The sequence below is a fragment of the Enterobacter sp. RHBSTW-01064 genome (assembly GCF_014103035.1).
In the GTDB taxonomy this organism is placed as follows: domain Bacteria; phylum Pseudomonadota; class Gammaproteobacteria; order Enterobacterales; family Enterobacteriaceae; genus Enterobacter; species Enterobacter mori.
In genome coordinates, this window is the sequence record NZ_JABXOU010000007.1 from 251,719 (window position 1) to 278,004 (window position 26,286).

Genomic DNA, 26,286 nt, shown 5'->3' on the forward strand with positions numbered 1-26,286 from the left:
TTTGCATCCTGTTCCGTTATTGTGGTACGTCGACCCGCGTTCGGGTCATCTATAGGGGCTTGTTATAGCATAACCACAGGATGCGATCACCTTGCATTGTGTGCTGCTTCGGGTTTGAATTACGGGTAGAATACCCGGTTTTCGTCCACACACGTGTTTACATGGAATCTTCGATGTTAAAAATCTTTAATACAATGACGCGCCAAAAAGAGGAATTTAAACCTATCCATGCCGGGGAAGTCGGCATGTACGTGTGTGGTATTACGGTTTACGATCTCTGTCACATCGGCCATGGCCGTACCTTCGTCGCTTTCGACGTGGTGTCCCGCTACCTGCGCTTCCTGGGCTATACGCTGAAATATGTGCGTAACATCACCGATATCGACGACAAAATCATCAAGCGCGCTAATGAAAACGGCGAAAGCTTCGTTGCGCTGGTGGATCGTATGATCGTTGAAATGCACAAAGATTTCGACGCCTTAAACATTCTGCGTCCGGACAGCGAGCCGCGCGCGACCCACCATATTCATGAAATTATCGACATCACCGAGAAGCTGATCGCGCGCGGTCACGCCTATGTGGCAGAAAACGGCGACGTGATGTTCTCCGTGCCGACGGACCCAACCTACGGCGCGCTTTCCCGTCAGGATCTGGACCAGCTCCAGGCCGGCGCGCGCGTTGACGTGGTTGACGTGAAGCGTAACCCGATGGACTTCGTGCTGTGGAAAATGTCCAAAGAGGGTGAACCAAGCTGGCCATCCCCGTGGGGCGAAGGCCGTCCGGGCTGGCACATTGAATGTTCGGCAATGAACTGCAAACAGCTGGGCAAACATTTCGACATTCACGGCGGCGGTTCAGACCTGATGTTCCCGCACCACGAAAACGAAATCGCGCAGTCCACCTGCGCCCACGGCGGCGAGTACGTTAACTACTGGATGCACTCCGGGATGGTAATGGTTGACCGCGAGAAGATGTCGAAATCGCTGGGCAACTTCTTCACCGTGCGCGACGTGCTGAAGTACTACGACGCGGAAACCGTGCGCTACTTCCTGATGTCCGGCCACTATCGCAGCCAGCTGAACTACAGCGAAGAGAACCTGAAACAGGCGCGCTCGGCGCTGGAGCGTCTGTACACCGCGCTGCGCGGTACCGACAGGTCTGTTCCTGCGGCAGGCGGTGAGGCGTTCGAAGCGCGCTTCGTTGAGGTGATGAACGACGACTTCAACACCCCGGAAGCCTACTCCGTGCTGTTCGACATGGCGCGCGAAGTGAACCGCCTGAAGTCAGAAGATATGGCCGCGGCGAATGCGCTGGCGTCCCATCTGCGTAAGCTCTCTTCCGTGCTCGGCCTGCTGGAGCAGGAGCCGGACGCGTTCCTGCAGAGCGGCGCGCAGGCGGACGACGGCGAAGTGGCGGAGATTGAAGCGCTGATTAAGGCGCGTCTGGAAGCGCGTCAGGCGAAAGACTGGGCGGCGGCCGATGCGGCGCGTAACCGTCTGACCGAGATGGGCATCATTCTGGAAGACGGCCCGCAGGGGACGACCTGGCGCCGTAAGTAAGTCTGTAACGCCCGGTGGCGCTTACGCTTACCGGGCCTACAAAATCACGACCGTAGGCCGGGTAAGGCGTAGCCGCCACCCGGCTTTCTTTTACCGCCGTCTCCACCACAGCAACCCCATCAGCACTGCCCCCGGCAGCCACACCCACAGCAGTTCTGAAATGATTACCTGATGCCCGTACGGCGTGGTGTAGCGCGACAGCGCAAACGGCGCGACCTTGATCACCTGCCACGGCGCAAAGAAACGTTCATCCGACCACGGCCACAGCCAGCCGACGCCTTTCCCGCCGGTGGTGATCGAATCCAGCAGGCTGTGCGACAGCAATGACACCGTTAAAAACAGCCAGCAGCGCGTCAGGCTGGCCCGGAACCATCGTCGGCCAATCAGCACGCAAAGTACTGGCACCACAAAGGCGAACAGCAGGGAGTGGGTAAAGCCGCGATGGCCAAAAATATTCCCGTAGGCGACGCCGAATTTGAACGCCAGCACGTCAGCGTCGGGCAGCATGGCGAGCACGATACCGGCAAACAGCAGGCGGGGAGGGATGACTTTAGTTCCCAGACCTAAGCCCAGGCAGAGCGGAACAGCAGCGTGCGTAATAACGGTAGGCATTGCGATTATCCATGGCAAATCATGGAAATATAGCAGCGAATTCGCGTTTACAAACCTGTGCTAAATTCTGATTTTACGCCGATTCGCGCGCGATAAGCTGTCCGGAGAGGGTAATGCGCTGGGTTTGCAAGTCCGGCTCTTTCAGCTTGCGGATTATCAGCCCCGCCGCCTGACGCCCGGTTTCGTCACTGGCCGAGGAGACGTAGGTGAATGACGGTGATGTGAGGTTAACGTGAAGCATATCTTCAAAACCGATCAGCGCCACCTGCTGAGTTAAGAACACATCTTTCCCCACGGTGCGACCCACCTGATGAATGCCGGAGATAGAGCCGATCATGGCATCCGGCGAATGGCAGAGCAGGGCGGTGATGGCGTTATTTTTTTCCAGCAGTTGGCGAGTCGCCATCGCGGCGGCCTGCGTGTCGTCGCTGCAGGCCGGTGAATAGTCATCGCGCCAGACCAGTCCGCTTTGCGTCATCGCGCTGCGAAAACCGAGCAGGCGCTGCTCGCGGATAAGGCAGCCCTCGCGTCCGCCAATATAGGCGATCGTGCGGTGTCCGCGCTCGATAAGATAGCGCGCGGCCAGGTTCGCCGCCTGGCGGTTGTCGCGCATCACCAGATTGCATTTTTCATCGAGCAGGGACTGCGAGACCACTACCAGCGGCAGCGGACACTGGCGGATCTGCTCCGGCAGAGCAGAGTTGCGGGTGTCAGACGCGAGATAAATGACGCCTGCGACACCCTGCTGCTTAAACGACAGCAGGGTACGTTCCAGATGTTCCCGGTCGTTCAGCGGCTGGCCGAGAAAAACCATGTATCCCTGCTTCTCCAGTTCCTGAACAATGCTTGCCATCACCTTGATGGAAAAGCTGTCGCTGAAGTCGCGCAGGATCAGGCCGATGAGGTTGGAGGTGTTGGCGCGAAGGTTGGCAGCGGCGACGTTATGAACATAGCCGAGCGTCGTGATGGCGGCATTGACCTTCCCGATCGTCGCCTCTGAGATTTTCCCTTTCTGGCGTAGCACCAGCGAGACGGTAGAGACCGACACGCCCGCGTGCTTTGCGACATCAATGATGCTGACTTTCTTCAAAACCGCTCCCTGAAATTTACCGATAATCAGCCAGATAAGACACGTCTTCCAGCGTACAGGAGACGTGTCTTTCAGGCATCTTATTATTTGCCGATCATGGTGGACATAGTCTGGGCGATAAACTGTGCTCTGGCACCGAAAATCACCTGTATACCGTTATCGCCGACGAAGACCACGCCGCGCGCACCGAGTCCGTTAAGACCGTCTTTATCTACCGCGTCGCTTTTTGCCACTTCCAGACGCAGGCGGGTGATACAGGAGCCAACCGAATCGATATTCTGCGCGCCCCCCAGCAGGCTGATGATTTCGGTGGCAAGTTCGGAATCGGACTTGTCATTCGCACTGGCGGTCACTTCGGTACGGCCCGGCGTTTTCACGTCGAAACGGCGGATCACAAAGCGGAAGGTAAAGTAGTAAATCAGCCCCATTGGGATACCGATGATAACGGCGCTCAGGAAGTTGGTCTGGTAGCCGTTAAACGACGGCAGGATCCCGAAAGACAGGTAGTCGATAAAGCCTGCCGAGAACGACTTGGCGATGTGCGCATGCAGCAGGTACATGGTCATGTACGCCAGGCCCGCCATGATGGCGTTGAAGACGTACAGGATCGGCGCCACGAAGATAAAGGTGAACTCAACCGGTTCCGTAATACCCGTCAGGAAGCAGGTCAGCGCCGCAGAGAACAGAATACCGGCCGCGATTTTCTTATTCTTCGTGTGCGCTTCGTGGTACATCGCCAGGCACGCCGCGGGCAGCGCAAACAGCATCAGCGGGAACTCGCCCTGCATGAACTTGCCTGCGTTCTGGTAGGTGTCGCTGCTGAAGGATTTCACCCCTTCTTCCAGCATCTTGAACCAGATGGTCTGGTCACCGTGGATCACCTGGCCCGCCTGGGTAGTGTAATCCCCGAACGAATACCAGAAGGAGGGATACCAGATATGGTGCAGGCCGAGCGGGATCAGCGCGCGCTCCACGAGCCCGAAGATAAAGGTCGAGGCCGCCTGGTTATCGCCGTTCACCACCACGGAAAGGGCGTCGATACCGGCCTGGATATGCTGCCACACGTACGGCAGCAGCAGACCGAGCAGGAACGACAGTAACGCCGTCGCAATCGCCACAAAACGTTTACCGGAGAAGAAGCCGAGGAACTCCGGCAGCTGCATGGTGTGGAAGCGGTTATAGCACCAGGCCGCGAGAATACCGCAGATCAGGCCGCCGAAGACGCCCATCTGCAGCGTCGGGATGCCGACCACCATGGCGTATTTCCCGCCCTGAGAGGCCATTTCCGGCGTGATGCTCAACACGGTGCTGATGGTGATATTGGTGACAAACACCGAGACTGCCGCAGAGAGCGCCGCGATGCCGGACTCCGACGCCAGACCCACGGCAGAGCCGATGGCAAACAGCATCGGCAGGTTATCAAAGATAACCCCGCCTGCGTTCATCATCAGCGGCAGGTGGAACTTATCGCCGAAGGCCAGAAGCAGGCCCGCAGCGGGAAGCAGTGAAATTGGCAGCATTAAGGCGCGACCAATCATCGATAACTTAGACAGCGATTTAACAAACCCTGATATCAGACTCATGCTGATTTCCCCCGAGTAGCGCTTTTTTGGCGCTGTTATTGTAAGTAGAACGTTTTAGTAGAACGTTCTACTTATCGTGGGGAAAGAGTGAAAAACGCGCAACTGAAATCTCACCTTTCAACAGATGAAATAGTGATTATTTGAAGTTGATCGATAAATAACCGTGATGGGTGTGAGGGGATGGTGAGTGAAATTGCCGGGTGGCGGCTTCGCCTTACCCGGCCTACAAACGGAGAGAGTACGTAGGCCCGGTAAGCGCAGCGCCACCGGGCATCAAACGGCTCAGGCCGTAACGGTCACGCTCTGACCTTCAAAGCTCACGGTCTGACCCGCGACAATCTTGCAGCGCTTGCGGGTTTCCACCGCACCGTCGACTTTCACTCGCCCGTCGGCGATAACGATTTTGGCCTGCGCACCGCTTTCGCTCCAGCCTTCCAGCTTGAGCAGATCGCACAGCTCTACGTGCGGGTGTTTGCCTAATGAAAATGTGGCCATCTTATGCTTCCTCTACGTCGTGGTACTCTTCGCATGCCTGCAAAGTATTCTGAATCAGTGTTGCAACGGTCATCGGGCCCACGCCGCCCGGGACCGGCGTAATGTATGAGGCACGCGCCGCGGCATCTTCGTACACCACGTCGCCGACCACTTTGCCGTTTTCCAGACGGTTGATGCCCACGTCCACAACAATCGCACCCTCTTTAATCCACTCGCCCGGAATAAAGCCCGGCTTGCCGACCGCGACGATCAGCAGATCGGCATTTTCGACGTGGTGACGCAGGTTTTTGGTGAAGCGGTGGGTCACGGTGGTGGTGCAGCCGGCCAGCAGCAGCTCCATGCTCATCGGACGGCCCACGATGTTAGAGGCACCAATCACCACGGCGTTCAGACCGTAGGTGTCGATGTTATAACGCTCCAGCAGCGTCACAATCCCGCGCGGCGTACACGGGCGCAGACGCGGCGCGCGCTGGCACAGGCGACCCACGTTGTACGGATGGAAACCGTCCACGTCTTTATCCGGTGCGATACGTTCCAGCACCTTCACGTTGTCGATGCCCGCAGGCAGCGGCAGCTGTACCAGAATGCCGTCGATCTCGTTATCGGCATTCAGGGTGTCAATAAGTTCCAGCAGTTCCGCTTCGCTGGTGGTTTCAGGCAAATCGTAAGAGCGGGAGACGAACCCCACCTCTTCACACGCTTTGCGTTTGCTGCCGACATAAATCTGCGATGCCGGGTTGCTGCCAACCAGCACAACGGCCAGCCCGGGGGCGCGTTTTCCGGCGGCTTTACGCGCCTTCACTTTTTCAGCGACCTCAGAGCGCACCTGCTGCGCAATCGTTTTACCGTCAATAATCTTTGCTGCCATCAGAGAGAAGATTCCGTCTGTAACGTTTGAAAGGGGGGATTGCCTATATTTTGTCAGAAGCGAGCGCCGCTGTCAGTCACCCTTTGCGAGATTTCATCACGGGGCCGCAAAACCTTGTGGAAGGTATGGTCAATTTCCTAGGCGGGAATAGGATGTGACCTGGTAAAATGGCAGTGTTTTGACATATTTTAAAATAGTTTCCTGAGCTACTTTGTCTCCTCCGAAATAAGCTTTCAATTAATCAATTGAACGTATTTCTTATTCCCGATTATCCGCGGGAAGGGTTATTTACATTTTAAAGGAATAGACATGAAACTCAGCAACATTGCTTCTACTGTTATTGCAACTTTGGCCCTGGTCGCGGGTGCCGCTCATGCAGAAGATACCACAACGCCTGTTTCCGTTAATGGCGGTACCGTGCATTTCAAAGGTGAATTAGTGAATGCTGCGTGTTCAGTAAATACTGATTCTTCCGAGCAGACGGTTAATCTCGGTCAGTACCGTACCGCGAAATTCACCAAAGTGGGTGACACCACCTCCAATATTCCGTTCACCATCGAACTGAACGATTGCGATCCGCTGGTTGCGAAAACCGCTGCGGTGGCATTCACCGGTCAGATCGACGCGACGGATAAAACCCTGCTGGCGGTCACCTCTGGCAACAACGACAACACCGCGAAAGGCGTGGGTATCGAGATCCTCGACAGCAAATCCAGCGTCCTGACCCCAGACGGTGCCACCTTCTCTGCCGCGCAGAACCTGATTGAAGGCACGAACACCCTGAACTTCACCGCGCGCTATAAAGCCACTGCTGCGACCACCGAGCCAGGCCAGGCGAACGCTGACGCAACCTTCGTGATGAAATACGAGTAATGCCTGAGTACAGGGATGTGGTCGACCTCAGGGAGGAGGTCTTTTAATCGCTAATGCCGGGAACGAAGGATGACAAGGACTGGGATACTGTTTTTTGCCCTTGCGATTGCCTCAGCGGTAAACGCACATACCGTGGTAATCGACGGCGGCAAGGTTCACCTGAGAGGGGAACTGGTCAACGGCGGCTGCGCCGTGGCGCCTGATAGCCAGAATATGCGCGTGGATATGGGGCAGTACCGCACCAACTCATTTTCCGGCGTCGGCAGTTTTTCCACGGTAAACGTGCCTTTCACCGTACGGCTGCTCGACTGCAGCGTGGACGTTTCTCGTACCGTGGGGATCCAGTTTCAGGGCGCAACCCCTGCAGAAGATCCGCAGGTTTTCCTGGCGACATCGCGGCCAGGTGAAGCTCCTGTCAGCAGCGGCGTTGGTCTGGCGCTTTTCGACGAACAACAACGTCAGATTATCCCGAACGCCACGGCGGTCAGCTGGCTGCCCATTGATACCCGCGAGCTGGCGTTTCATTTCAGCGCTCGCTACCGGGCGATTTCCGAACACCTCGTGCCAGGCAATATTCAGTCGGATGTCTGGTTTACGTTGATTTATCCCTGACGCCTGCGAACACATTATTAAAGGTACGGTTGTGATGAACACCCTGATTAAACCCGGACTGTTTTTATCTTTTATTTTGATGATGGTTTCTGCCTGTGCAAATGCATCCGGCGGAATTGCGCTGGGCGCGACACGCGTGATTTATCCGGCAGATGCAAAACAGACATCGCTGGCGATCACCAACAGTAACAAGCAGGAGCGTTATTTAATTAACGCGTGGATTGAAAACGCCAGCGGGCAAAAAGAAAAAACCTTTGCCGTCACGCCGCCGCTGTTTGTGAGCGAGCCGGACAGCGAAAACACACTGCGCATTATTTATGCCGGGCCGACGCTGCCCGCCGATCGCGAATCTCTTTTTTACATGAACGTGAAGGCAATTCCGTCAGTGAGTAAGGCGAAAACAGAGAACAATAACGTGCTGCAGCTGGCCATTCTGTCACGCATCAAGCTGTTTGTGCGCCCGGCTAACCTGTCGATGCCGCCGGAAGAGGCGCTCTCCCAGCTGCGCTTTGAGCGCGTCGGGAACCACCTGAAGGTGAGCAATGCTTCGCCCTACTACGTCACGCTGGTCAACCTGAAGCTTGGCGGTCAGGCGCTGGAAAACCTGATGATCGCGCCGAAAAACTCCGCACAGCAGGTGCTGCCAACCGCAGCCAGCGGCACGCTCTCCTGGCAGAGCGTCAATGATTACGGCGCTATTACTCCGGCGCGTAGCGTCAATCTGTGAGCAGAGTCAGGGCGATGAACACTCAATGGCGTTACTGCCCGGTTGCACTGGCATTGATGACAACGCTCTGGCCGCACGCCGGCTGGAGCGAAAGCTACTTCAACCCGGCTTTTTTGTCCGACGACGCCGCCAGCGTGGCGGATTTGTCGCGTTTTGAACAAGGACACCAGCAGGCACCGGGCGTCTATCGCGTGGACATCTGGCGCAACGATGAGTTTATCGGCACGCAGGACGTGCGTTTTGAACAAGCCGAAAACACGCCACCCGTCGCGGGCGGGTTAGCGCCGTGCATTACGCGCGCGATGCTCGACCGTTTCGGCGTCAACATTGCGGCGTTCCCGGAACTGGCAAACGTGCAGGGGGAGACCTGCGTTCCGATGACGACGGCTATTCCCGGCAGCGAAACGGCCTTCAACTTTGCGTCACTGCGCCTGAACGTGAGCCTGCCGCAGGTGGCCATGCAAAACAGCGCCCGGGGCTACATTCCGCCTGAACAGTGGGATGAAGGCATTCCCGCCGCCCTGTTGAATTACAGCTTTACCGGCAACCGCGGCAGCGATGACGACAGCTATTACCTGAACCTGCAGAGCGGGCTGAACTATGGTGCCTGGCGATTACGCAATAACGGCGCGTGGCGTTACACCCAAAGTAACGGTCAGCGTCACAGCAACTGGCAGAATATTGGCACCTGGGCTCAGCGCACCGTCATTCCGCTGAAAAGCGAGCTGGTGCTGGGCGACAGCAATACCGGTAACGATGTTTTCGACAGCGTCGGCTTTCGGGGCGGGCGGCTCTTTTCCTCCGACAGCATGTACCCGGACAGCATGCAGGGCTACGCGCCTACCGTGCGCGGTATTGCCCGCACGCCAGCCAAGGTAGCGATCCGCCAGAACGGTTATGTCATTTACCAGAGCTATGTCCAGCCTGGGGCGTTTGCCATTACCGACCTTAACCCAACCTCATCAAGCGGCGATCTTGAGGTAACGGTAGAAGAGAAGGACGGCAGCCAGCAGCGTTACACCGTGCCTTACTCCACCGTGCCGTTGCTGCAGCGTGAAGGACGCTGGAAATATGACCTGGTGGCAGGGGATTACCGCAGCGGCAACAGCGAGCAGGACACGCCGTTCTTCGCTCAGGGAACGCTCATTACCGGCCTGGCCGACGGCTATACGCTGTACGGCGGCACGCAGCTGGCGTCACGCTATACCGCGATTGCCCTCGGGGCCGGGAAAAACCTCGGAGACTGGGGGGCGGTCTCGCTCGATCTCACCCATGCCCGCAGCCAGCTCGCGGATGACAGCCGCCATGAAGGGCAGTCCCTGCGCTTCCTCTACGCAAAATCCCTTAACGGCTTCGGCACCAACTTCCAGCTGCTGGGCTATCGCTACTCTACCAAAGGGTTCTACACACTGGACGATGTGGCGTGGCGCTCAATGGAAGGCTACCAGTATGGCGAAGGTCAGGACGATGACGGCGTGCCGGACGTGCAGAGTTATCACAACCTGACGTGGAACAAAAAGGGGCGCTTCCAGCTCAACATTTCCCAGTCGCTGGGGGATTACGGCTCGGTTTATCTCTCCGGTAGCCAGCAGAGCTATTGGGGCACCAGCGAATCTAACGTCTGGTATCAGCTGGGCTATGCGGGCGGCGTGAAGGGGATCAACTACTCCGTGTCCTGGTCGTGGAACAAGGCCGTTGGGATCGACGGTACGGACCGAATTGCGTCGTTTAACGTCTCCGTGCCGTTCAGCCTGTTTACCCGTCACGGCTATCGCCGCGATAGCGCCATCGACAGAGCCTACGCTACCGCTTCTGCCAGCCGTAACAGCGACGGCGATACCAGCTGGCAGACCGGTGTGAGCGGAACGCTGCTCGAAGACCGCAACCTGAACTACAGCGTCACGCAGGGGCACGCCAGCAATAACGGTGCAAGCGGCAGCGCCAGCGCCAACTGGCAGGCGACCTACGGCACGCTGGGCGTGGGCTACAACTACGCCCGCGACCAGCACGATCTCAACTGGCAGCTTTCCGGCGGCGTAGTGGGGCATTCAGACGGGGTGACCTTCAGCCAGCCGCTGGGCGACACCAACGTGCTGATCAAAGCGCCGGGGGCATCAGGCGTCAGTATTGAAAACCAGATCGGGGTGAAAACCGACTGGCGAGGCTACGCGGTGATGCCGTATGCCACCGTCTACCGCTACAACCGCGTGGCGTTGGACACCAATACCATGAGCAACAACACCGACATCGAAAATAACGTGAGCAGCGTGGTGCCGACCAAAGGGGCGCTGGTGCGCGCCAGCTTCGATACCCGTATTGGCGTGCGCGCCCTGCTGACCGTCAAGCGCGGCGACCAGCCCGTGCCGTTTGGCGCGGTGGTACGTGAAACGCAAAGCGGTGTCACCAGCATGGTGGGGGATGACGGGCAGATTTACCTCAGCGGGCTGCCGCTGGAAGGTGAGCTACTTATCCAGTGGGGCGACGGAAAACAGTCCCAGTGCCGTGCAAGCTATCACTTACCACCGGAAAGCCTGAACCAGGCCATTACGCTGGCGGGGGCACGCTGTGAACGCTAACAGGAACCCAATCATGACCATTATCCGTAGCATAGTTGGCGCGGCAGTGTTGTGCAGCGCACTGCCCGCATGGGCCACGGTGTGCCAGAACTCCACCGGCGTGGCGAAGGATATTTCCTACGATCTCTCCAACGTGTTTAACAGCTCTAACAACAGGCCGGGGGAGATTGTCACCCTGGCGCAAAAATCTGGACTGGTGGGGGTGAATGCCATTTGTCCCCGCGGGACAACCGGTAAATCCACCATGCGCAGCTATGTCACCGACTTGCCCATTACCACGGTGATCGACAGCTATAAATATGTGAAGCTGAATGAGTACCTCGACGGCGCCATGCAGATCCACGATGACTTTGCGGGCACGTTCTACCCTCCCGCGAATTATATTCAGATGGGGCAGCACCCCAACGTACCGAATAACAAGGCTTTTCCGGTAACCGATTCCAAGCTGGTTTTCCGTCTGAGGGTAACGCGGCGCTTTATCAATATGGTGGTGATCCCGCAGCAGACCATGTTCAGGGTCTATGTCACGACGACAACCGCCGATCCGCTTAATACGCCGGTCTATACCATCAGCTACAGCGGAACGATTCAGGTGCCGCAAAGCTGTGCGATCAACGCAGGCCAGGTCGTGGAGTTTGATTTTGGCGATATTGGTGCGTCGTTGTTTAGCCAGGCCGGTGCCGGAAATCGACCGCAGAAGGTTACGCCTCAAAGCAAAACCATTGCCATTAAATGCACAAACGTTGAAGCCAATGCGTATCTGACGATGCGTATCGAAGCGGAGAAAGTGTCCGGTAATGCGCTGGTTTCTAATAATCCCGATCTGGGGTTTGTGGTCGCTAACGAAAGCGGCACGCCGCTGACGCCTAACACGCTCACCAGCAAAATTCCGTTCCGCCTGGATGACAGCGCTCAGGCACAGGTCGGCATTCGGGTCTGGCCTGTGAGCGTGACGGGCAACAAGCCTGCCGAGGGCCGTTTCACCTCGCGCGGCTATCTTCGCGTGGATTACGATTAAGGAGGAGCAATGGGACACTGGAGCAGGTACATTGCTGCGGGAGTACTGATGATGCTTCACGCTGGCGCTCAGGCGGCCACGGCGTTGGGGGAAATCAATATTGAGATGTCCGGCAACATCGTCGATTTCACCTGCGTGGCCGAAGGCAATGACAGCGATAAGGTCGTCACGCTCGGCACCTGGCCGACGAAACAGCTAAGAACCACGGGGAGCCGCACGCAGCCCATGCCGTTTACGCTGAAGCTGACCGGCTGTCCTCCTGGCGCAGCCTCCATTACGTTTTCGGGAAAAGCAGACGGCAGCGACAGCGGTTTGCTGGCGCTCAATGATGGCAGTACGGCGGGTCAGGTTGCCGTGGAGATCCGCGATGCGGATAAAACACGGCTGGATCTTCAGCAGGCCAGCCAGCCGGTGACGGTCGATGCAGAAGGTAATGCGGTACTGTCGTTCTATGCCAATTATATTGCCACAGCGGATAACCCTCAGCCGGGACGGGCAGATGCGGATGCCACGTTTATGATCAATTATAATTAGCGCTGACCGCACTCCCTGCAACTCACTTAAGTTGCGGGGAGTGAATTCAGTTTATAGCAGTTCGTGTGCTTTCGCGTAATCTATTAATTCTACAATGCTCTGGACGCCGAGCTTGGAATAAATATTGGATTTGTGCGCGCTAATGGTTTTGTTGCTTAATAGCAACTGCTCGGCAATCTCCTTATTGGATAATCCATTCGCCAGATAGCGTAACACCGTGACTTCGCGATTCGATAATGGCATATCCGGCGTGATACCTTTCCCGGAGCCCAGATGATTTATAAAGTTCAGCGTTTCTGACGGGAAAAAAGAATAGCCCATCAGTATCATTTCCACCGCGTTGTAGATCTCACCCAAATCTTTTCGCTTACTGACAAAGCCATTGGCCCCTGCGCGAATGGCGCGTCCTGCGTAAAACGACTCTGATTTTGACGAGAGGAACAGAACCTTGATGTCTTTGTTTAGGTTTCTGATTCTCTTGAGTAATGAAAACCCATCGGTTCCCGTCAGTTCGATGTCCAGGATAACCAGGTCGATGGGGTGATTGCGAATACAATCAAGCACTTCATGGCTATCGCCAGACTTGAGTTTGACGATGATATTTTTATTTTTCTGTAGCAGGACTTCTATCGACATTCTGACAATAGGGTGTTCGTCCATAATGATAACGGATGCCGGTTTCATTTTTAATGCCTCAGATTGTTAAAAGCGTTATGCGGAGTTTTGTTCAAACTCTCGAAATGCCGGAAGGATATAGATGGTGATCCTTATACGGTAGTAATTCCCTGGAAAGAGCGAAAGCATCCTTGTTAACGTAGCGAGTAAATTAATGCCTCAGCGCGGTTATCTCATTTGGCTGGTGTGGCAAAAAGGTTTTTCTTATTCATATTTGCAACGCATCTTATTATACCGTGTAAGTTTTCTCCGAAAACCCTGTAAATTAATCCTGGTCCATTGCTTTGTATTATCTTCTGGATCTGAATCGCTATTATTTTAAATTTAGCGCAAATGTCCTGCTATTCCATTTACCACATTTTTTCATCTTTATGTAATAACAAAAAATGACATATATCACTTTATGTTAATTGTTTGTTAACAAAACGAGGTGGGGAAAGTGGTGCGGCGCGTGCACGGCAAGCGCAAAAAATAGGCGGGATCGGGCGTGGCATCTTCATCTGAAAGCCAGGAGTGGCCCGCAAGATAAACCTAAAATTGAACAGCAGGATATGCTGTAACCTGCGCTTACCGCACCTGACCCGTACAGATCAGTCGCTTGTTTTTACATCATTATCATCTTTTTAACGGACTCCCTCATCGCTTAACGGATGGTGGAAAGTGCTGAGATAGGCATTTTCAGTGATATTTCACGTGGTTCAAGAGGATAATTTAGGAATAGTTGCAAATTCGATGAAATTGTTAAATTAAAACAAAAAATTAACATTATCGGTAAGTTATTTCTTAAAGGTCTTTAGGAATGAACGGGTTAATGCCTAAGTCAAAACGTGCAGTCTGAGAGATTATTAAGAAGGTGCAGCAATTCCTGGCGGTGGTTTAACCCCAGCTTGGTCAAAATGCAGCCGAGACGATAGATAATGCGGCTATAGGGGTGGTTTTGAATCAGAGCAATCTGACGTAACGTTTTGCCACGAGACAGCTCTTGTAAAATGGGCCATTCACTGCGCGTGAACCACTCTTTCACCGAGCCTTGCGGCGGCTTTGTTTCCAGCAGGTACTGCTGCAGTGCCGCAGCGGGCAACTGACGTTCAAGCACATGAAAGGGCCCCGCCGCTTTGCAGAACAGGCGGGTATCGTAATCATCTGCCCTGACAAGCAGATGAGGGGTAAGAAAAGGCGGGTAGAGACTATATCGTCTTAGCTGATCCAGTTTGTCGATCAGAGCCGTGGCGCGGCTGTCGATATCGACCACCAGACGCGCGGATGGCCACTGATTCAACGCGCTTAAGGCATCTTCCAGCACTGGATAGTCAGAGCAACAGCTTAGCGGGAAATTCCCGTTCAGCATTCCGGTGCGCAGGTAATGATCTTCCGTGACCAGAATGATAAACGGGGCGTCAGTTTTATGGGTCAGGTTGGTGGACTGGCTCAAAAATTCGAGTCGGTCAAAGAAGGGGGGAGCAAAAGGCGAGCGTGTAAATCCCAGTGCGTCACTTCCTGTACGACGCCGACGGTAACGGCGCACTGTCATTCCCATGGCCTCCCTCCTGGAGATGGCTGTTTAATCCTCCGGCCATGTCCAGGATGGCCAGTAATACCCCTGGCCGAGTTGTGCCCCTGCCTGGCGTGCGCAGGAACGATCCCGTTCAGTCTCAATACCTTCGATAAGCACCTTCCCGGCAAGCCGAAAACAGCGGGAAACCAGTTCCCCCAGCGCAGGGGTGGCGCGCATACGCCAGAAGGTTTCTTTATCGATCTTTATGCCGCTGAGTGGCAGCGGCCAGGATAAGAAGGGCTGGACAACGCTATCGTCAACGTCATCCAGCCAGATGCGGTGACCCTTCATGGTCAGCTGCTTCAGGCGCTGGGCCACCACCTGCCGCTGTGTATCGGAGAGTGTGAAAAAGTCGACAGGGTCGACAATCTCAATATTCAACGGTGGGCTTCGCAGTTGCAGCAGACGCTGAAAAAGTTCTGGCACCATGAGTACGGTTATCGGCAGATTGATGAAAATATTGTGACAGGCGAGCGCGTTTTTTAGCACACGGAGCTGCACTTCCAGCAGCATAAGCGACTGTTCTGCCGATTGTTCGCGGAAAAAATCTTCACTTTGCAGCGTGGGTGACAGAACGCTGAGCACCTCAACGCCGATCCTGTGTGAAGAGGCGAGGGCAACGATGGGCTCAAGTTTGATGCCGGTGATATCATGAGAAATGTGCTTTAGCCGGGGAGGCGTATAGGTCAGGTTTTGCGCTGTCACTCCATTGTCCTGTTGTCTGTCAGCCTCCAGGCGGCCGGGATACCTTGCACCAGTGTGACGAGGTGGCCTACAGGAAAACAGCAGGCGTTACTTAAAAGCAGCTAAGCCTTTTCGCAGCGGTAAATTCTACGTGGGATGTAGTGAAAATGTTGAAAAAACAGCCGTATTTACAATCAGCTAGCCGTTATCGATACAGATCGGGGAAAAGGCATTGACTCACCTGTCATTGACCGTATAATTCCACGCGTTTCACCACCGCGAAGTTCACGCTTCTCCGTGCGCCCTTAGCTCAGTTGGATAGAGCAACGGCCTTCTAAGCCGTAGGTCGTAGGTTCGAATCCTACAGGGCGTACCATTCCGCATTACTGTCTTTCCAGCATGTTCATTTTCGTCTGTTTTCACGCTCAACCCTCTTCTCTTTCCTGAGCCCTGTACCTATTGTTTCTTATCCCTGATGGGTTCCTTTAATTAACGGAATAATAAATAGAAAGCTAATTAAAACCTGTTATTTCCCGCCTTAAGGTTTTCTTAATCTTATATCCAGCTCGCTTTCTAAATTAGATTTTTATCACCTTAAACCCCGGCGTGAAGATATTTTCCACTTTTACGACTAAACTGGATTGATACTAATTATCATTAGCGTTTTTGTATGCTTTAATCCTGTCGCACAACCCCTTCATGGGTGAATCTCGTCGGTCTATTAAGGATATGTTCATGAATTCTCGCCTGCTGTCATGCTTCTCGCTTGCCTTGTTGTCTTCATCACTTTTCCTTTCTACACAATCAGTTGCTGCTGATAATAATCAGGGTATCGTTGTGTATAACGCACAGCATGAAAACCTGGTGCAGTCATGGGTTGATGGCTTTACGAAAGAAACGGGAATTAAAGTTACTCTGCGAAACGGCGGTGACAGCGAGCTGGGCAACCAGCTGGTTCAGGAAGGCAGCGCATCGCCTGCGGACGTATTTCTGACGGAAAACTCGCCGTCCATGGTATTGGTTGATAACGCTAAATTATTTGCGCCTTTAGATGCCGATACGTTAAAGCAGGTACCCGCGGAATTTCGTCCAGCGCACGGTCGCTGGATAGGCATCGCCGCGCGAAGCACCGTGTTTGTCTATAACCCGCAAAAATTAAATGAGACACAGCTGCCAGCATCGCTGATGGATCTGGCGAAACCTGAGTGGAAAGGGCGCTGGGCCGCGTCTCCGTCAGGCGCGGATTTCCAGGCGATCGTTAGCGCAATGCTGGCGCTGAATGGCGAGCAGGCCACGCTGGACTGGCTCAAGGCGATGAAAACCAATTTCGTTGCTTACAAAGGTAACAGCACCGTGATGAAAGCGGTCAACGCGGGCCAGATTGATGGCGGCGTGATCTATCACTACTACCGTTTTGTCGATCAGTCCAAAACGGGTGAAAACAGCAAAAATACCCAGCTCTACTATTTCAAACACCAGGATCCGGGCGCATTTGTCAGCCTCTCTGGCGGTGGCGTGCTGGCATCCAGCAAGCATAAAGCGCAGGCGCAGGCCTTCATCAAATACATCACCGGCAAAGAAGGTCAGGAAAGCCTGCGTACCAACAACGCCTTTGAATATGCCGTCGGCGTGAATGCCGCGTCCAACCCGAAACTGGTTCCGCTGAAGGATCTGGATGCGCCAAAAGTGGAACCTTCCACGCTCAACAGTAAGAAAGTTATCGAGCTGATGACGCAAGCTGGCCTGCTGTGATCCTGAACGCAAAGTGAATGTCTTATGTCTGGTTTGAGTCTCGACATCGGTAAAAACCGCGTGCGGAAGCCTGTTCGCAGGCGTCCCGCGCTGCCGATGGTTGCGTTAGCTGTCTTGTTTTCATTACTGGCGCTTCTGCCTTTGGGCTTTATCATTGCCATCGGCATTGAGACCGGCTGGGAAACGATTAAGACGCTGGTGTTCCGCCCGCGGGTGGCTGAGCTGCTCAGCAACACGCTGTGGCTGATGGCGTTAGCGGTTCCGCTGTGCATTGTGTTGGGCGTGGCGATAGCCTGGCTGACGGAGCGCACGATGCTTGCGGGACGAGGTGTATGGTCGGCGCTGGCGGTGGCCCCGCTGGCGATCCCTGCGTTTGTGCAAAGCTATGCCTGGGTAAGCGTGGTACCGGGCATGCATGGCCTCTCTGCGGGGGTGTTCCTCTCTGTACTGGCCTACTATCCGTTTATCTACATGCCGGTTGCCGCGGTGCTGCGCCGTCTCGATCCCACGCTTGAAGATGTCGCCGCTTCGCTCGGATCGCCTCCCTGGCGGGTCTTTTTCCGCGTGGTGCTGCCTCAGCTTAAACTGGCAATCTGCGGCGGCGCGCTGCTGGTGGCGCTGCACCTGCTGGCGGAGTATGGCCTGTACGTCATGATCCGCTTCGACACCTTCACCACGGCCATTTATGACCAGTTCCAGTCTACGTTCAGCGGCCCGGCCGCGAACATGCTGGCGGGCGTGCTGGCCTTATGCTGTCTGGCTATCCTGATGCTTGAAGGCGTCACGCGCGGAAAAACACGCTATGCGCGGATTGGCGCAGGCGCCGCGCGCGAGCAGAAGCGCTGGCCGCTTGAGCCTGCTATGGCGTGGCTGGGACAGCTGCTTTTTCTGACGCTGGTGCTGCTGGCGCTGGGCGTACCCTTAATCGTGTTGTGTCGCTGGATCTGGCTGGGTGGTGTGGAAAACTGGATGAGCGCCGATCTCTGGCACTCGCTGCGCCAGACGCTGATGCTCGGCGTGGGCGGAGCGCTGCTGACGACGGCGTGCGTGATCCCCATCGCGTGGCTCGGGATCCGTTATCCACACCGTATTTTCCGTATGCTGGAAGGGTGCATTTATATTACCAGCTCGCTGCCGGGTATTGTGACCGCGCTGGCGCTGGTCACGGTGACTATCCACTATGCCCGTCCGATTTATCAGACGGAAGTGACGCTTTTCCTCGCCTACCTGCTGCTGTTTATGCCCCGCGCGCTCGTTAACCTCCGGGCCGGCATTGCGCAGGCGCCGGTTGAGCTGGAAAACGTGGCGCGCAGCCTTGGCAGCACGCCCGCTGAAGCATTATGGCGCGTCACCCTGCGGCTGGCCGCACCGGGTGCGGCGGCGGGCGCGGCGCTGGTTTTCCTCGGCGTCAGCAATGAACTGACCGCAACGCTGCTGCTGTCGCCACTGGGAACGCGTACGCTCTCCACCGGCTTCTGGGCTCTCACCAGCGAGATCGATTATGTGGCTGCGGCCCCTTACGCCATGCTGATGATCCTTATCTCACTGCCGCTAACCGCCATTCTTTATATGCAGTCTAAAAAAATTGCAGGGCTATGACATGCTTGAATTAACGTCCATTTCGAAATCGTTTTCCGATACGCGGGTGCTTGATAATGTGAATCTGAGCGTTGCACCGGGGAGCCGAACGGCGATTGTCGGGCCGTCAGGGTCGGGAAAAACCACGCTGCTGCGTATTCTTGCCGGATTCGAAACGCCGGACAGCGGGCGCATTGTCATGCAGGGACGCACGCTGTTTGATGAACACAATTTTGTGCCCGCCCATCTGCGTGGGATCGGTTTTGTCCCGCAGGAAGGGGCGCTGTTCCCGCACCTTAATGTGGCTGACAACATCGCCTGGGGGCTGGACGGCACGCGGGATGAAAAACGTCAGCGGGTGGGCGCGCTGATGGAGAAAGTCTCTCTGGACAGGCAGCTGGCAACGCACTGGCCGCATGAGATTTCCGGCGGACAGCAGCAGCGCGTTGCGCTGGCCCGCGCGCTGGCCCAGCGTCCGTCAGTCATGCTGCTCGACGAACCCTTTTCTGCGCTGGATACCGGGCTGCGCGCCATGACGCGCAAAGCGACCGCCGACCTGCTGGCGGAAGCTGGCGTGGCCTCCATTCTGGTGACGCACGACCAAAACGAAGCCTTGTCCTTTGCCACCCAGGTTGCCGTGATGCGCGGCGGGCGCTTCAGTCAGGTGGGTACGCCTTACGAGGTATACTCCCGGCCCGTTGATGAAGAGACCGCGCTGTTTCTTGGCGATGCGGTGATCCTGCCTGCCCAGCTCTCCAGCGGGTACGCGATGTGCGCGCTGGGTGAAGTGCCCACGGACAATGCCCGTGCGACAGGAGAGGGCAGAGTGATGATGCGCCCGGAACAGCTGCGCGTAACGGCATGTGCCCCGCATGAAAGCCCGATCTCGATTATTGAGGTCGATTTCACGGGCCATTTGTCCACGCTCACCCTTGCCTTAGCCGGGCGACAGGAGCCTGTTGTTCTGAAAACGGTCAGTCAGGCTGGGTGGAACCCCGGCACGGCGGTGCGCATTGATATTGCGGGCGTCGCACGCGTTTTTGAATATTCTTAATATTCGTTAGTTATTTCATGCAATGGGTTGTTATAGAAGAATTTTCCTGTACGTGTGGAATTTCCTGAGATTCTCTACCATGCTCAATACACCTCATCATCGTGTGTGAGGATTTCGTAGTTGCTGATTAATCTCAAGGAAAAAAGGTTATGAAAAAAACGACTGCTATTTTGTTGGGAACCGCGTTTCTGTTTACCACTAATGCCTTTGCTGCAGAACTGCTGACGAAAAATGAATTTGAGAAAGTAGAATCACAGTATGAAAAAATCGGTACTGTTAATACTTCAAATGAAGTATCGATTGATGATGCGAAGAAAGAGCTGATTGAGAAAGCAGACAAACAAGGCGCTGATGTGCTGGTACTGACGTCCGGTAATACCAACAACAAAATTCACGGCACCGCCGATATCTACAAGAAAAAATAATGTTATTGCAGCCACCCCCAATGCGGGGTGGCTGTTCTCGTCCTGCTCCTCGTCATCATCCCTCCATTCTGATTAACCTCTTTTCGCGACCAGAAATGCGCGGTTACACTTGATAACGCATGGATAATGCGTATAGTTCTCATTTGCATTGCATTTACACCATTCTAAGGCCCGACCACGGGTCATTTTTGCGCGCACATTTAAACGAGTTAATTATGAACAACACCACAATGCATAAAACGCTGCTGGCGCTTGCCATTGGCGCAGTGACCCATTCCGCTCTGGCGGCGGATGAGAAAAAAGAGGACACCCTCATCGTCCAGGCTGCGGCGGAGAGTGATTTCACCCCCGGCGGTGACCAGCTGGTGCCTGCCTTCCTCGACGGGCAGGTGGCAAATGGCGGACGCATGGGGATGCTCGGTCAGCAGAACGCCATGGACGTGCCGTTCAACATCATCAGCTACACCTCGAAGCTGGTGGAAGATCAGCAGGCTAAGACCATTGCCGATGTCGTCGCCAACGACGCGGGCGTGCAATATGTTCAGGGCTACGGCAACAGCGCCGAAACGTTCCGTATTCGTGGCCTGAAGTTCGACGGCGATGACATGACCTTTGGCGGCCTGTCAGGTGTGCTTCCGCGTCAGGTGGTGGATGCCCAGATGGTCGACCGCATTGAGATCTTCAAAGGGGCCAACTCGCTGATGAACGGTGCGGCAAGCTCCGGCGTGGGCGGGATGATCAACCTTGAGCCGAAACATGCGGGCGAGACGCCGCAGGCAAAAGTGGGCGTCGACTACACCTCGGATTCCCAGATTGGCACCACGCTGGACGCGGGCCGTCGCTTTGGTGATAACGATCAGTTTGGCGCGCGCGTGAATCTCGTCCATCGCGAAGGGGAAACCGGCGTACCGAATGACCGCCGCCGCACCACGCTGCTTTCCACCGGCCTGGACTACAAAGGCGACCGCTTCCGCACCTCGCTTGACATGGGCTATCAGAAGAAAACCTTCCACGGCAGCCCTACCAGCGTCAATATTTCAGGGGTGGATTTCGTCCCTGAGCCGCCGAAAAATGACCGCAATTTCTCGCAGAAGTGGGCCTACAGCAATATCGAAAACGAATTCGGGATGTGGCGCAGCGAGTACGACATCACCGATGGCTGGACCGCCTATACCGGTCTGGGCGCGCAGCACGCGCGCGAGGAAGGGATCTACAGCGCGCCGAAGCTGGTGGACAAGAGCGGCAAGGCCACGGTCAGCCGCCTCGACACCAACCGCATCAGCGATTCCGTCAGCGGGATGGCGGGCATTCGCGGTAACTTTGACACCGGTTTTGTCTCGCACAAGGTCAACGTCGGGTATTCAGCGATGACCAAAAACGAAAAAATCGCGTGGAAAATGTCGGCGGCGGCGGATAACCCGACCACCAACATCTATCACAACACCGGCGTTGATATGCCGGACAGCACTAACTTCAACGGCTCTGGCGGGAAATACAGCGATCCGCTGACCAGCGGGCGCACCCGCACCCAGGGCTGGCTGCTGAGCGATACGCTGGGCGTACTGGACGACAAGCTGCTGTTCACCGTCGGGGCGCGCCATCAGAAGGTGGTCATCCGCGGCTACAACAAAATCACCGGTGCGGAAAACGCGGCGGATGGTTTCGACGGCAGCCGCTGGATGCCCACCTACGGCGTGGTCTACAAGCCCTGGGAGGAAATTTCCCTCTACGCCAACCACACCGAAGCGCTGCAGCCGGGCGAAACCGCACCTAACACCGCCACCAACTACGGCCAGAGCACCGGTATCGTGCACTCTAAACAGAACGAAGTGGGCGTGAAGGCGGACTTCGGCCGCGTGGGCGGATCGCTTGCGCTGTTCGAAATCAAAATGCCGTCGGCAATCCTCGACGACAGCGGCCACTACGGCCTGGACGCCGAGCAGCGTAACCGTGGCGTTGAGCTGAACGTCTTCGGCGAGCCGATGCTGGGAATGCGTCTGAACGCCAGCGCCACTTGGCTGCAGGCCGAGCTGACCAAAACCAAAAACGGCGTCAATCAGGGTAACGATGCGATCGGTATTCCGAATTTCTACGCCGTGCTGGGCGCGGAATACGACATCAAGCCCGTTGACGGTTTGACAGCGACCGCCCGCGTGAACCACTCCGGCACGCAGTACGCTGACCTGGCAAACACCAAAAAGCTGGACAGCTACACCACGCTGGATCTGGGCATGCGCTATCGCTTCGCGGTAAACCACAATGCAAACCAGATGACCGTGCGCGCGGGCATCGACAACGTGACCAACGAGAACTACTGGGCCAGCGTAGACGATTCCGGCACCTACATCACTCAGGGCGAACCGCGGACCTTTAAGGTCTCGGTTGGCTACGAGTTCTAAGCGTTCCACCTCGTTATCCGGGGCATGGATGCCCCATCCTTCCGTTATCGTGTTATAAAATTGTAACAAAAGCTTCTTACACTGGTCGCCACATCCTTACCAATTGGCCAATGACAGGAAGCCGCTATGGGCAGACCCCTCAAATCCGTTTTCAAAAAAGAACATCGCGACGATATCGCTAACCGCAGCGCCAACCCGGTTTTCTCCGAGGTTGCCGAGGTGTTCCTTTCCCGCCGCCGTTTTTTGCAGATGGGCGCCGTCGCGGGGGCTGCCGTTTCATTCCCCTTTCTGATCAAACCCGAAAGCGCCATTGCCGCGGTATCGAAGCCTTCCTCGCTGGCGAAAGCGGTGTCGCTTGGGTTTAGCAGCATCCCCGTTTCCACGGAAGATACGGTAAGGGTGCCGGAAGGCTATATTGCTCGCCCGTTTTATCGCTGGGGTGACCCGACGGGAATTAAAAACAACATGCCAGCCTTTAAGCCGGACGCCAGCAACACCACGGACGAGCAGGCGGTGCAGGCGGGCATGCACCACGACGGGATGGCGTGGTTTAGCCTGCCGCAGGGAGCGCAAAACCCGGAGCATGGGCTGCTGGCGCTGAACCATGAATACATCGACAACGGAATGCTGTTTACGGACGGCACCGCGAACTGGAACCTCGACAAAGTCCGCAAGGGGCAGAACGCGATGGGCGTGTCGGTGGTGGAAGTGAAAAAAACGGGCAGTGAGTGGCAGGTGGTTCGCCCGTCCTCTCTCGCCCGCCGTATAACCGTCAATACTCCGATGCAGCTTACCGGCCCGGCGCGGCATCAGCCCTTAGTGAAAACCGCCGCCGACCCGCAGGGGGAACGCGTGCTGGGCACCATGCAAAACTGTGCTAACGGCCATACGCCGTGGGGTACCTATCTCACCTGCGAGGAGAACTGGTCGGATATTTTTGTCAAAAAGGCCGATCTTAACCCGCTGGAAAAACGCTACGGCATCAGCGACAGCGACGAGTCCTACCGCTGGAACGAAGTGGATGACCGGTTCAGCGTCGATAAAACCCCTAATGAACCTAACCGTTTTGGCTGGGTCGTGGAGATTGATCCCTACGACCCGACCTCCACGCCACGCAAACACACCGCGCTTGGCCGCTTCAAGCATGAGGGGGCGGCCGTCACGCTCGCCGCCGATAAGCGCGTGGTGGTTTATATGGGTGACGATCAGAAGTTTGAGTACATCTACAAATTTGTCTCGGACAACAAATACGATCCTGCGAACCGTGAAGCCAATATGCAGCTGCTGACGTCCGGCACGCTGTACGTCGCCAGGTTCAACGAGGAGGGGACCGGCGACTGGCTGCCGCTGATCTTCGGGCAAAACGGCCTGGATAAAAGCAACGGATTTGAAAGCCAGGGCGACCTGCTGATTAAAACCCGACTGGCGGCTGATGTGGTGGGGGCGACGAAAATGGATCGCCCCGAGTGGATAGCCGTCGATCCGCACGCCAGCGGCAGCGTCTACTGTACGCTTACCAACAACAGCGATCGCGGCAAGGAGGGCAAGGCGCCGGTCGATGCCGCCAACCCGCGCGCCAACAACGTGTTTGGTCATATTATGCACTGGCATGAAGACGGGGCCGATCCTGCCGCCGCACGCTTTAAATGGGATATTCTGGTCATGGCCGGGCGCACCGACGGCGACGATCCGAAGGCCAAAGGCTCCATGCAGGGCGCGGAATTCGGCAGCCCGGATGGCCTGTCGTTCGATCACCAGGGCGTCCTGTGGATCCAAACCGACGTCTCTTCCAGCACCATCAATAAGAAAGCGTACGAGGGGATGGGCAATAACCAGATGGTCGCCACCATTCCTGGAACCAATGAATACCGCCGTTTCCTGACCGGACCGCGCGGGTGTGAAATCACCGGCATTGCGTTTACGCCGGACAACCGAACGCTGTTCATTAACATTCAGCATCCGGGGGAGGGTGGGGATGATATTACCGATCCGGCCAATCCGCGCGCCGTTTCCAACTGGCCAGACGCCAGCCCGAACGGGCGTCCGCGATCGTCAACGGTGGTGATCGTCAAAGCGGACGGTGGGATCATCGGGTCGTGACCTTTATCTGCCGGGGGCATGCAGTGGCCCGGCGTTAAACTTGCTACCTCCAGCATGAAGTGTTAAAACGTGCCCCTTCTAAAAAAGAGACAGGGGTAGGGCGTGAAAGACGCGTCATCCGCTTCAGGCCATGGTAGCGCTGAAGCTTCGTCGGATCAGAATCCGACGCTGCAACGTGGTTTGCAAAATCGACATATTCAGTTAATTGCCCTTGGCGGCGCGATCGGTACCGGGCTGTTTCTCGGCATCGGCCCCGCCATTCAGATGGCGGGCCCGGCGGTTCTGCTGGGTTACGCTATCGCCGGGATTATCGCCTTCCTGATCATGCGCCAGCTTGGCGAGATGGTCGTTGAAGAGCCGGTTTCAGGCTCCTTCGCGCACTTTGCTTATAAATACTGGGGCCCGTTTGCAGGCTTCCTGTCCGGCTGGAACTACTGGGTCATGTTCGTGCTGGTCGGGATGGCAGAGCTGACCGCCGCGGGCATCTACATGCAGTACTGGCTGCCGGACGTGCCGACGTGGATCTGGGCAGCAGCCTTCTTCATCATTATCAACGCCGTTAACCTCGTCAACGTGCGCCTGTATGGCGAAACCGAGTTCTGGTTTGCGCTGATCAAGGTGCTGGCGATTATCGGCATGATCGGCTTTGGCCTGTGGCTGCTGTTCTCCGGTCACGGCGGCGAGCGGGCCACAATCGACAACCTGTGGCAGCACGGCGGCTTCCTGGCAACCGGCTGGAAAGGGCTGATCCTCTCACTGGCGGTGATCATGTTCTCCTTCGGCGGGCTGGAGCTGATTGGTATCACCGCGGCTGAAGCGCGCGACCCGCAAAAAAGCATTCCGAAAGCGGTCAACCAGGTGGTGTACCGTATTCTCCTGTTCTATATCGGTTCGCTGGTGGTGTTGCTGGCGCTCTATCCGTGGGTGGAGGTGAAATCCGATAGCAGTCCGTTCGTGATGATTTTCCACGATCTGAACAGCAACGTGGTAGCCTCGGCGCTGAACTTCGTCATTCTCGTGGCGTCGCTGTCGGTCTATAACAGCGGGGTTTACTCCAACAGCCGTATGCTGTTTGGCCTCTCGGTGCAGGGCAACGCGCCGAAGTTCCTCACCCGCGTCAGCCGTCGCGGCGTGCCGGTCAACTCGCTGTTCCTTTCCGGCGCGATTACCTCTCTGGTGGTGCTGATCAACTACCTGTTGCCGAAACAGGCCTTTGGCCTTCTGATGGCGCTGGTTGTCGCGACGCTGCTGCTGAACTGGATCATGATCTGCCTGGCGCACCTGCGCTTCCGCGCGGCGATGCGCCGCAAGGGACGCGAGACGCAGTTTAAAGCGCTGCTCTACCCGGCGGGGAACTATATCTGCATCGCGTTCCTGGGGCTGATTCTGGTGCTGATGTGCACCATGGATGAGATGCGCCTGTCAGCGATGCTGCTGCCGGTGTGGGTGGTGTTCCTGTTTGTGGCGTTCAAGCTCTCGCGCAAAAAGTAGCGCGGTTTTCTCCCTCTCCCTGTGGG

General features: G+C 56.1%; 22 protein-coding genes and 1 tRNA gene. 15 read left to right on the plus strand and 8 right to left on the minus strand.

Annotated features, from left to right (window positions below; translation table 11 throughout):
* Nucleotides 1–173 precede the first annotated feature (173 nt).
* Nucleotides 174–1,559, plus strand: coding sequence for a cysteine--tRNA ligase (gene cysS, locus HV355_RS20080; protein ID WP_126815782.1), 1,386 nt, complete (start codon nt 174–176; stop codon nt 1,557–1,559).
* A 90-nt stretch (nt 1,560–1,649) separates the two neighbouring features.
* Here the strand turns inward: cysS and HV355_RS20085 are convergent, their stop codons facing one another.
* The 5 genes from HV355_RS20085 to folD all read right to left on the minus strand — a co-directional run bounded on the left by HV355_RS20085 (nt 1,650) and on the right by folD (nt 6,207).
* Entirely contained in the window at nt 1,650–2,171 is a 522-nt protein-coding gene (locus HV355_RS20085) for a metal-dependent hydrolase (protein WP_108415751.1), read from the minus strand.
* A gap of 73 nt (nt 2,172–2,244) precedes the next feature.
* On the minus strand, nt 2,245–3,261 hold the full coding sequence (malI, locus tag HV355_RS20090; RefSeq protein ID WP_182403157.1) for a Mal regulon transcriptional regulator MalI: 1,017 nt from the start codon (nt 3,259–3,261) through the stop codon (nt 2,245–2,247).
* A gap of 83 nt (nt 3,262–3,344) precedes the next feature.
* Nucleotides 3,345–4,844, minus strand: a complete 1,500-nt coding sequence (locus HV355_RS20095) for a PTS transporter subunit EIIC (protein ID WP_089599406.1) — start codon at nt 4,842–4,844, stop codon at nt 3,345–3,347.
* Nucleotides 4,845–5,126: 282 nt separating this feature from the next.
* Nucleotides 5,127–5,339, minus strand: a complete 213-nt coding sequence (gene ybcJ, locus HV355_RS20100; RefSeq protein ID WP_010428256.1) for a ribosome-associated protein YbcJ — start codon at nt 5,337–5,339, stop codon at nt 5,127–5,129.
* 1 nt (nt 5,340) lies between these two features.
* Complete coding sequence (folD, locus tag HV355_RS20105) at nt 5,341–6,207, minus strand: bifunctional methylenetetrahydrofolate dehydrogenase/methenyltetrahydrofolate cyclohydrolase FolD (protein ID WP_126815785.1); 867 nt, start codon at nt 6,205–6,207, stop codon at nt 5,341–5,343.
* Nucleotides 6,208–6,516: 309 nt separating this feature from the next.
* On the opposite strand from folD, the gene fimA reads away from it, so the two are divergent.
* From fimA to sfmF, 6 genes are all read left to right on the plus strand, one after another.
* The gene (fimA, locus tag HV355_RS20110; RefSeq protein ID WP_089599404.1) at nt 6,517–7,080 is read left to right on the plus strand and encodes a type 1 fimbrial major subunit FimA; all 564 of its coding nucleotides are present in this window, start codon (nt 6,517–6,519) and stop codon (nt 7,078–7,080) included.
* Nucleotides 7,081–7,149: 69 nt separating this feature from the next.
* Complete coding sequence (gene fimI / locus HV355_RS20115) at nt 7,150–7,692, plus strand: type 1 fimbrial protein subunit FimI (RefSeq protein WP_010428261.1); 543 nt, start codon at nt 7,150–7,152, stop codon at nt 7,690–7,692.
* A 34-nt stretch (nt 7,693–7,726) separates the two neighbouring features.
* Nucleotides 7,727–8,419 (plus strand): type 1 fimbria chaperone FimC, encoded by a 693-nt coding sequence (fimC, locus tag HV355_RS20120; protein WP_182403159.1) that lies wholly within the window; start codon nt 7,727–7,729, stop codon nt 8,417–8,419.
* Between the two features lie 14 nt (nt 8,420–8,433).
* The gene (locus HV355_RS20125; RefSeq protein WP_182403161.1) at nt 8,434–10,995 is read left to right on the plus strand and encodes a fimbrial biogenesis usher protein; all 2,562 of its coding nucleotides are present in this window, start codon (nt 8,434–8,436) and stop codon (nt 10,993–10,995) included.
* Nucleotides 10,996–11,008: 13 nt separating this feature from the next.
* Nucleotides 11,009–12,013: a type 1 fimbria D-mannose specific adhesin FimH gene (fimH, locus tag HV355_RS20130; protein ID WP_182403163.1), complete on the plus strand. Its 1,005-nt coding sequence runs from the start codon at nt 11,009–11,011 to the stop codon at nt 12,011–12,013.
* 9 nt (nt 12,014–12,022) lie between these two features.
* Nucleotides 12,023–12,547: a fimbria assembly protein gene (gene sfmF / locus HV355_RS20135; protein WP_010428269.1), complete on the plus strand. Its 525-nt coding sequence runs from the start codon at nt 12,023–12,025 to the stop codon at nt 12,545–12,547.
* A gap of 51 nt (nt 12,548–12,598) precedes the next feature.
* On the opposite strand, the gene fimZ is transcribed toward sfmF, so the two are convergent.
* The 3 genes from fimZ to HV355_RS20150 all read right to left on the minus strand — a co-directional run bounded on the left by fimZ (nt 12,599) and on the right by HV355_RS20150 (nt 15,482).
* A complete protein-coding gene (gene fimZ / locus HV355_RS20140) occupies nt 12,599–13,231 on the minus strand; it encodes a fimbria biosynthesis transcriptional regulator FimZ (protein ID WP_010428271.1) in 633 nt (210 codons plus the stop codon).
* 811 nt (nt 13,232–14,042) lie between these two features.
* Nucleotides 14,043–14,759 (minus strand): response regulator transcription factor, encoded by a 717-nt coding sequence (locus HV355_RS20145; RefSeq protein ID WP_109081090.1) that lies wholly within the window; start codon nt 14,757–14,759, stop codon nt 14,043–14,045.
* A gap of 24 nt (nt 14,760–14,783) precedes the next feature.
* Complete coding sequence (locus HV355_RS20150; RefSeq protein WP_120159059.1) at nt 14,784–15,482, minus strand: EAL domain-containing protein; 699 nt, start codon at nt 15,480–15,482, stop codon at nt 14,784–14,786.
* Between the two features lie 278 nt (nt 15,483–15,760).
* On the opposite strand from HV355_RS20150, the gene HV355_RS20155 reads away from it, so the two are divergent.
* The 8 genes from HV355_RS20155 to pheP all read left to right on the plus strand — a co-directional run bounded on the left by HV355_RS20155 (nt 15,761) and on the right by pheP (nt 26,260).
* Nucleotides 15,761–15,837: transfer RNA gene (locus HV355_RS20155), tRNA-Arg, on the plus strand.
* 359 nt (nt 15,838–16,196) lie between these two features.
* Entirely contained in the window at nt 16,197–17,213 is a 1,017-nt protein-coding gene (locus HV355_RS20160; protein ID WP_182403165.1) for an iron ABC transporter substrate-binding protein, read from the plus strand.
* A 24-nt stretch (nt 17,214–17,237) separates the two neighbouring features.
* On the plus strand, nt 17,238–18,812 hold the full coding sequence (locus HV355_RS20165) for an iron ABC transporter permease (RefSeq protein ID WP_182403167.1): 1,575 nt from the start codon (nt 17,238–17,240) through the stop codon (nt 18,810–18,812).
* Nucleotide 18,813: 1 nt separating this feature from the next.
* Nucleotides 18,814–19,845 carry an ABC transporter ATP-binding protein gene (locus HV355_RS20170; protein ID WP_182403168.1) on the plus strand — a complete coding sequence of 344 codons (1,032 nt, stop codon included), beginning with the start codon at nt 18,814–18,816 and terminating at the stop codon, nt 19,843–19,845.
* Between the two features lie 149 nt (nt 19,846–19,994).
* Entirely contained in the window at nt 19,995–20,270 is a 276-nt protein-coding gene (gene yahO, locus HV355_RS20175) for a DUF1471 family periplasmic protein YahO (RefSeq protein ID WP_010428286.1), read from the plus strand.
* Nucleotides 20,271–20,485: 215 nt separating this feature from the next.
* Complete coding sequence (locus HV355_RS20180; protein ID WP_182403170.1) at nt 20,486–22,669, plus strand: TonB-dependent siderophore receptor; 2,184 nt, start codon at nt 20,486–20,488, stop codon at nt 22,667–22,669.
* 126 nt (nt 22,670–22,795) lie between these two features.
* Complete coding sequence (locus HV355_RS20185) at nt 22,796–24,769, plus strand: PhoX family phosphatase (protein ID WP_182403172.1); 1,974 nt, start codon at nt 22,796–22,798, stop codon at nt 24,767–24,769.
* 102 nt (nt 24,770–24,871) lie between these two features.
* Nucleotides 24,872–26,260, plus strand: a complete 1,389-nt coding sequence (gene pheP / locus HV355_RS20190) for a phenylalanine transporter (RefSeq protein WP_120159065.1) — start codon at nt 24,872–24,874, stop codon at nt 26,258–26,260.
* The last annotated feature ends 26 nt before the right edge of the window (nt 26,261–26,286 follow it).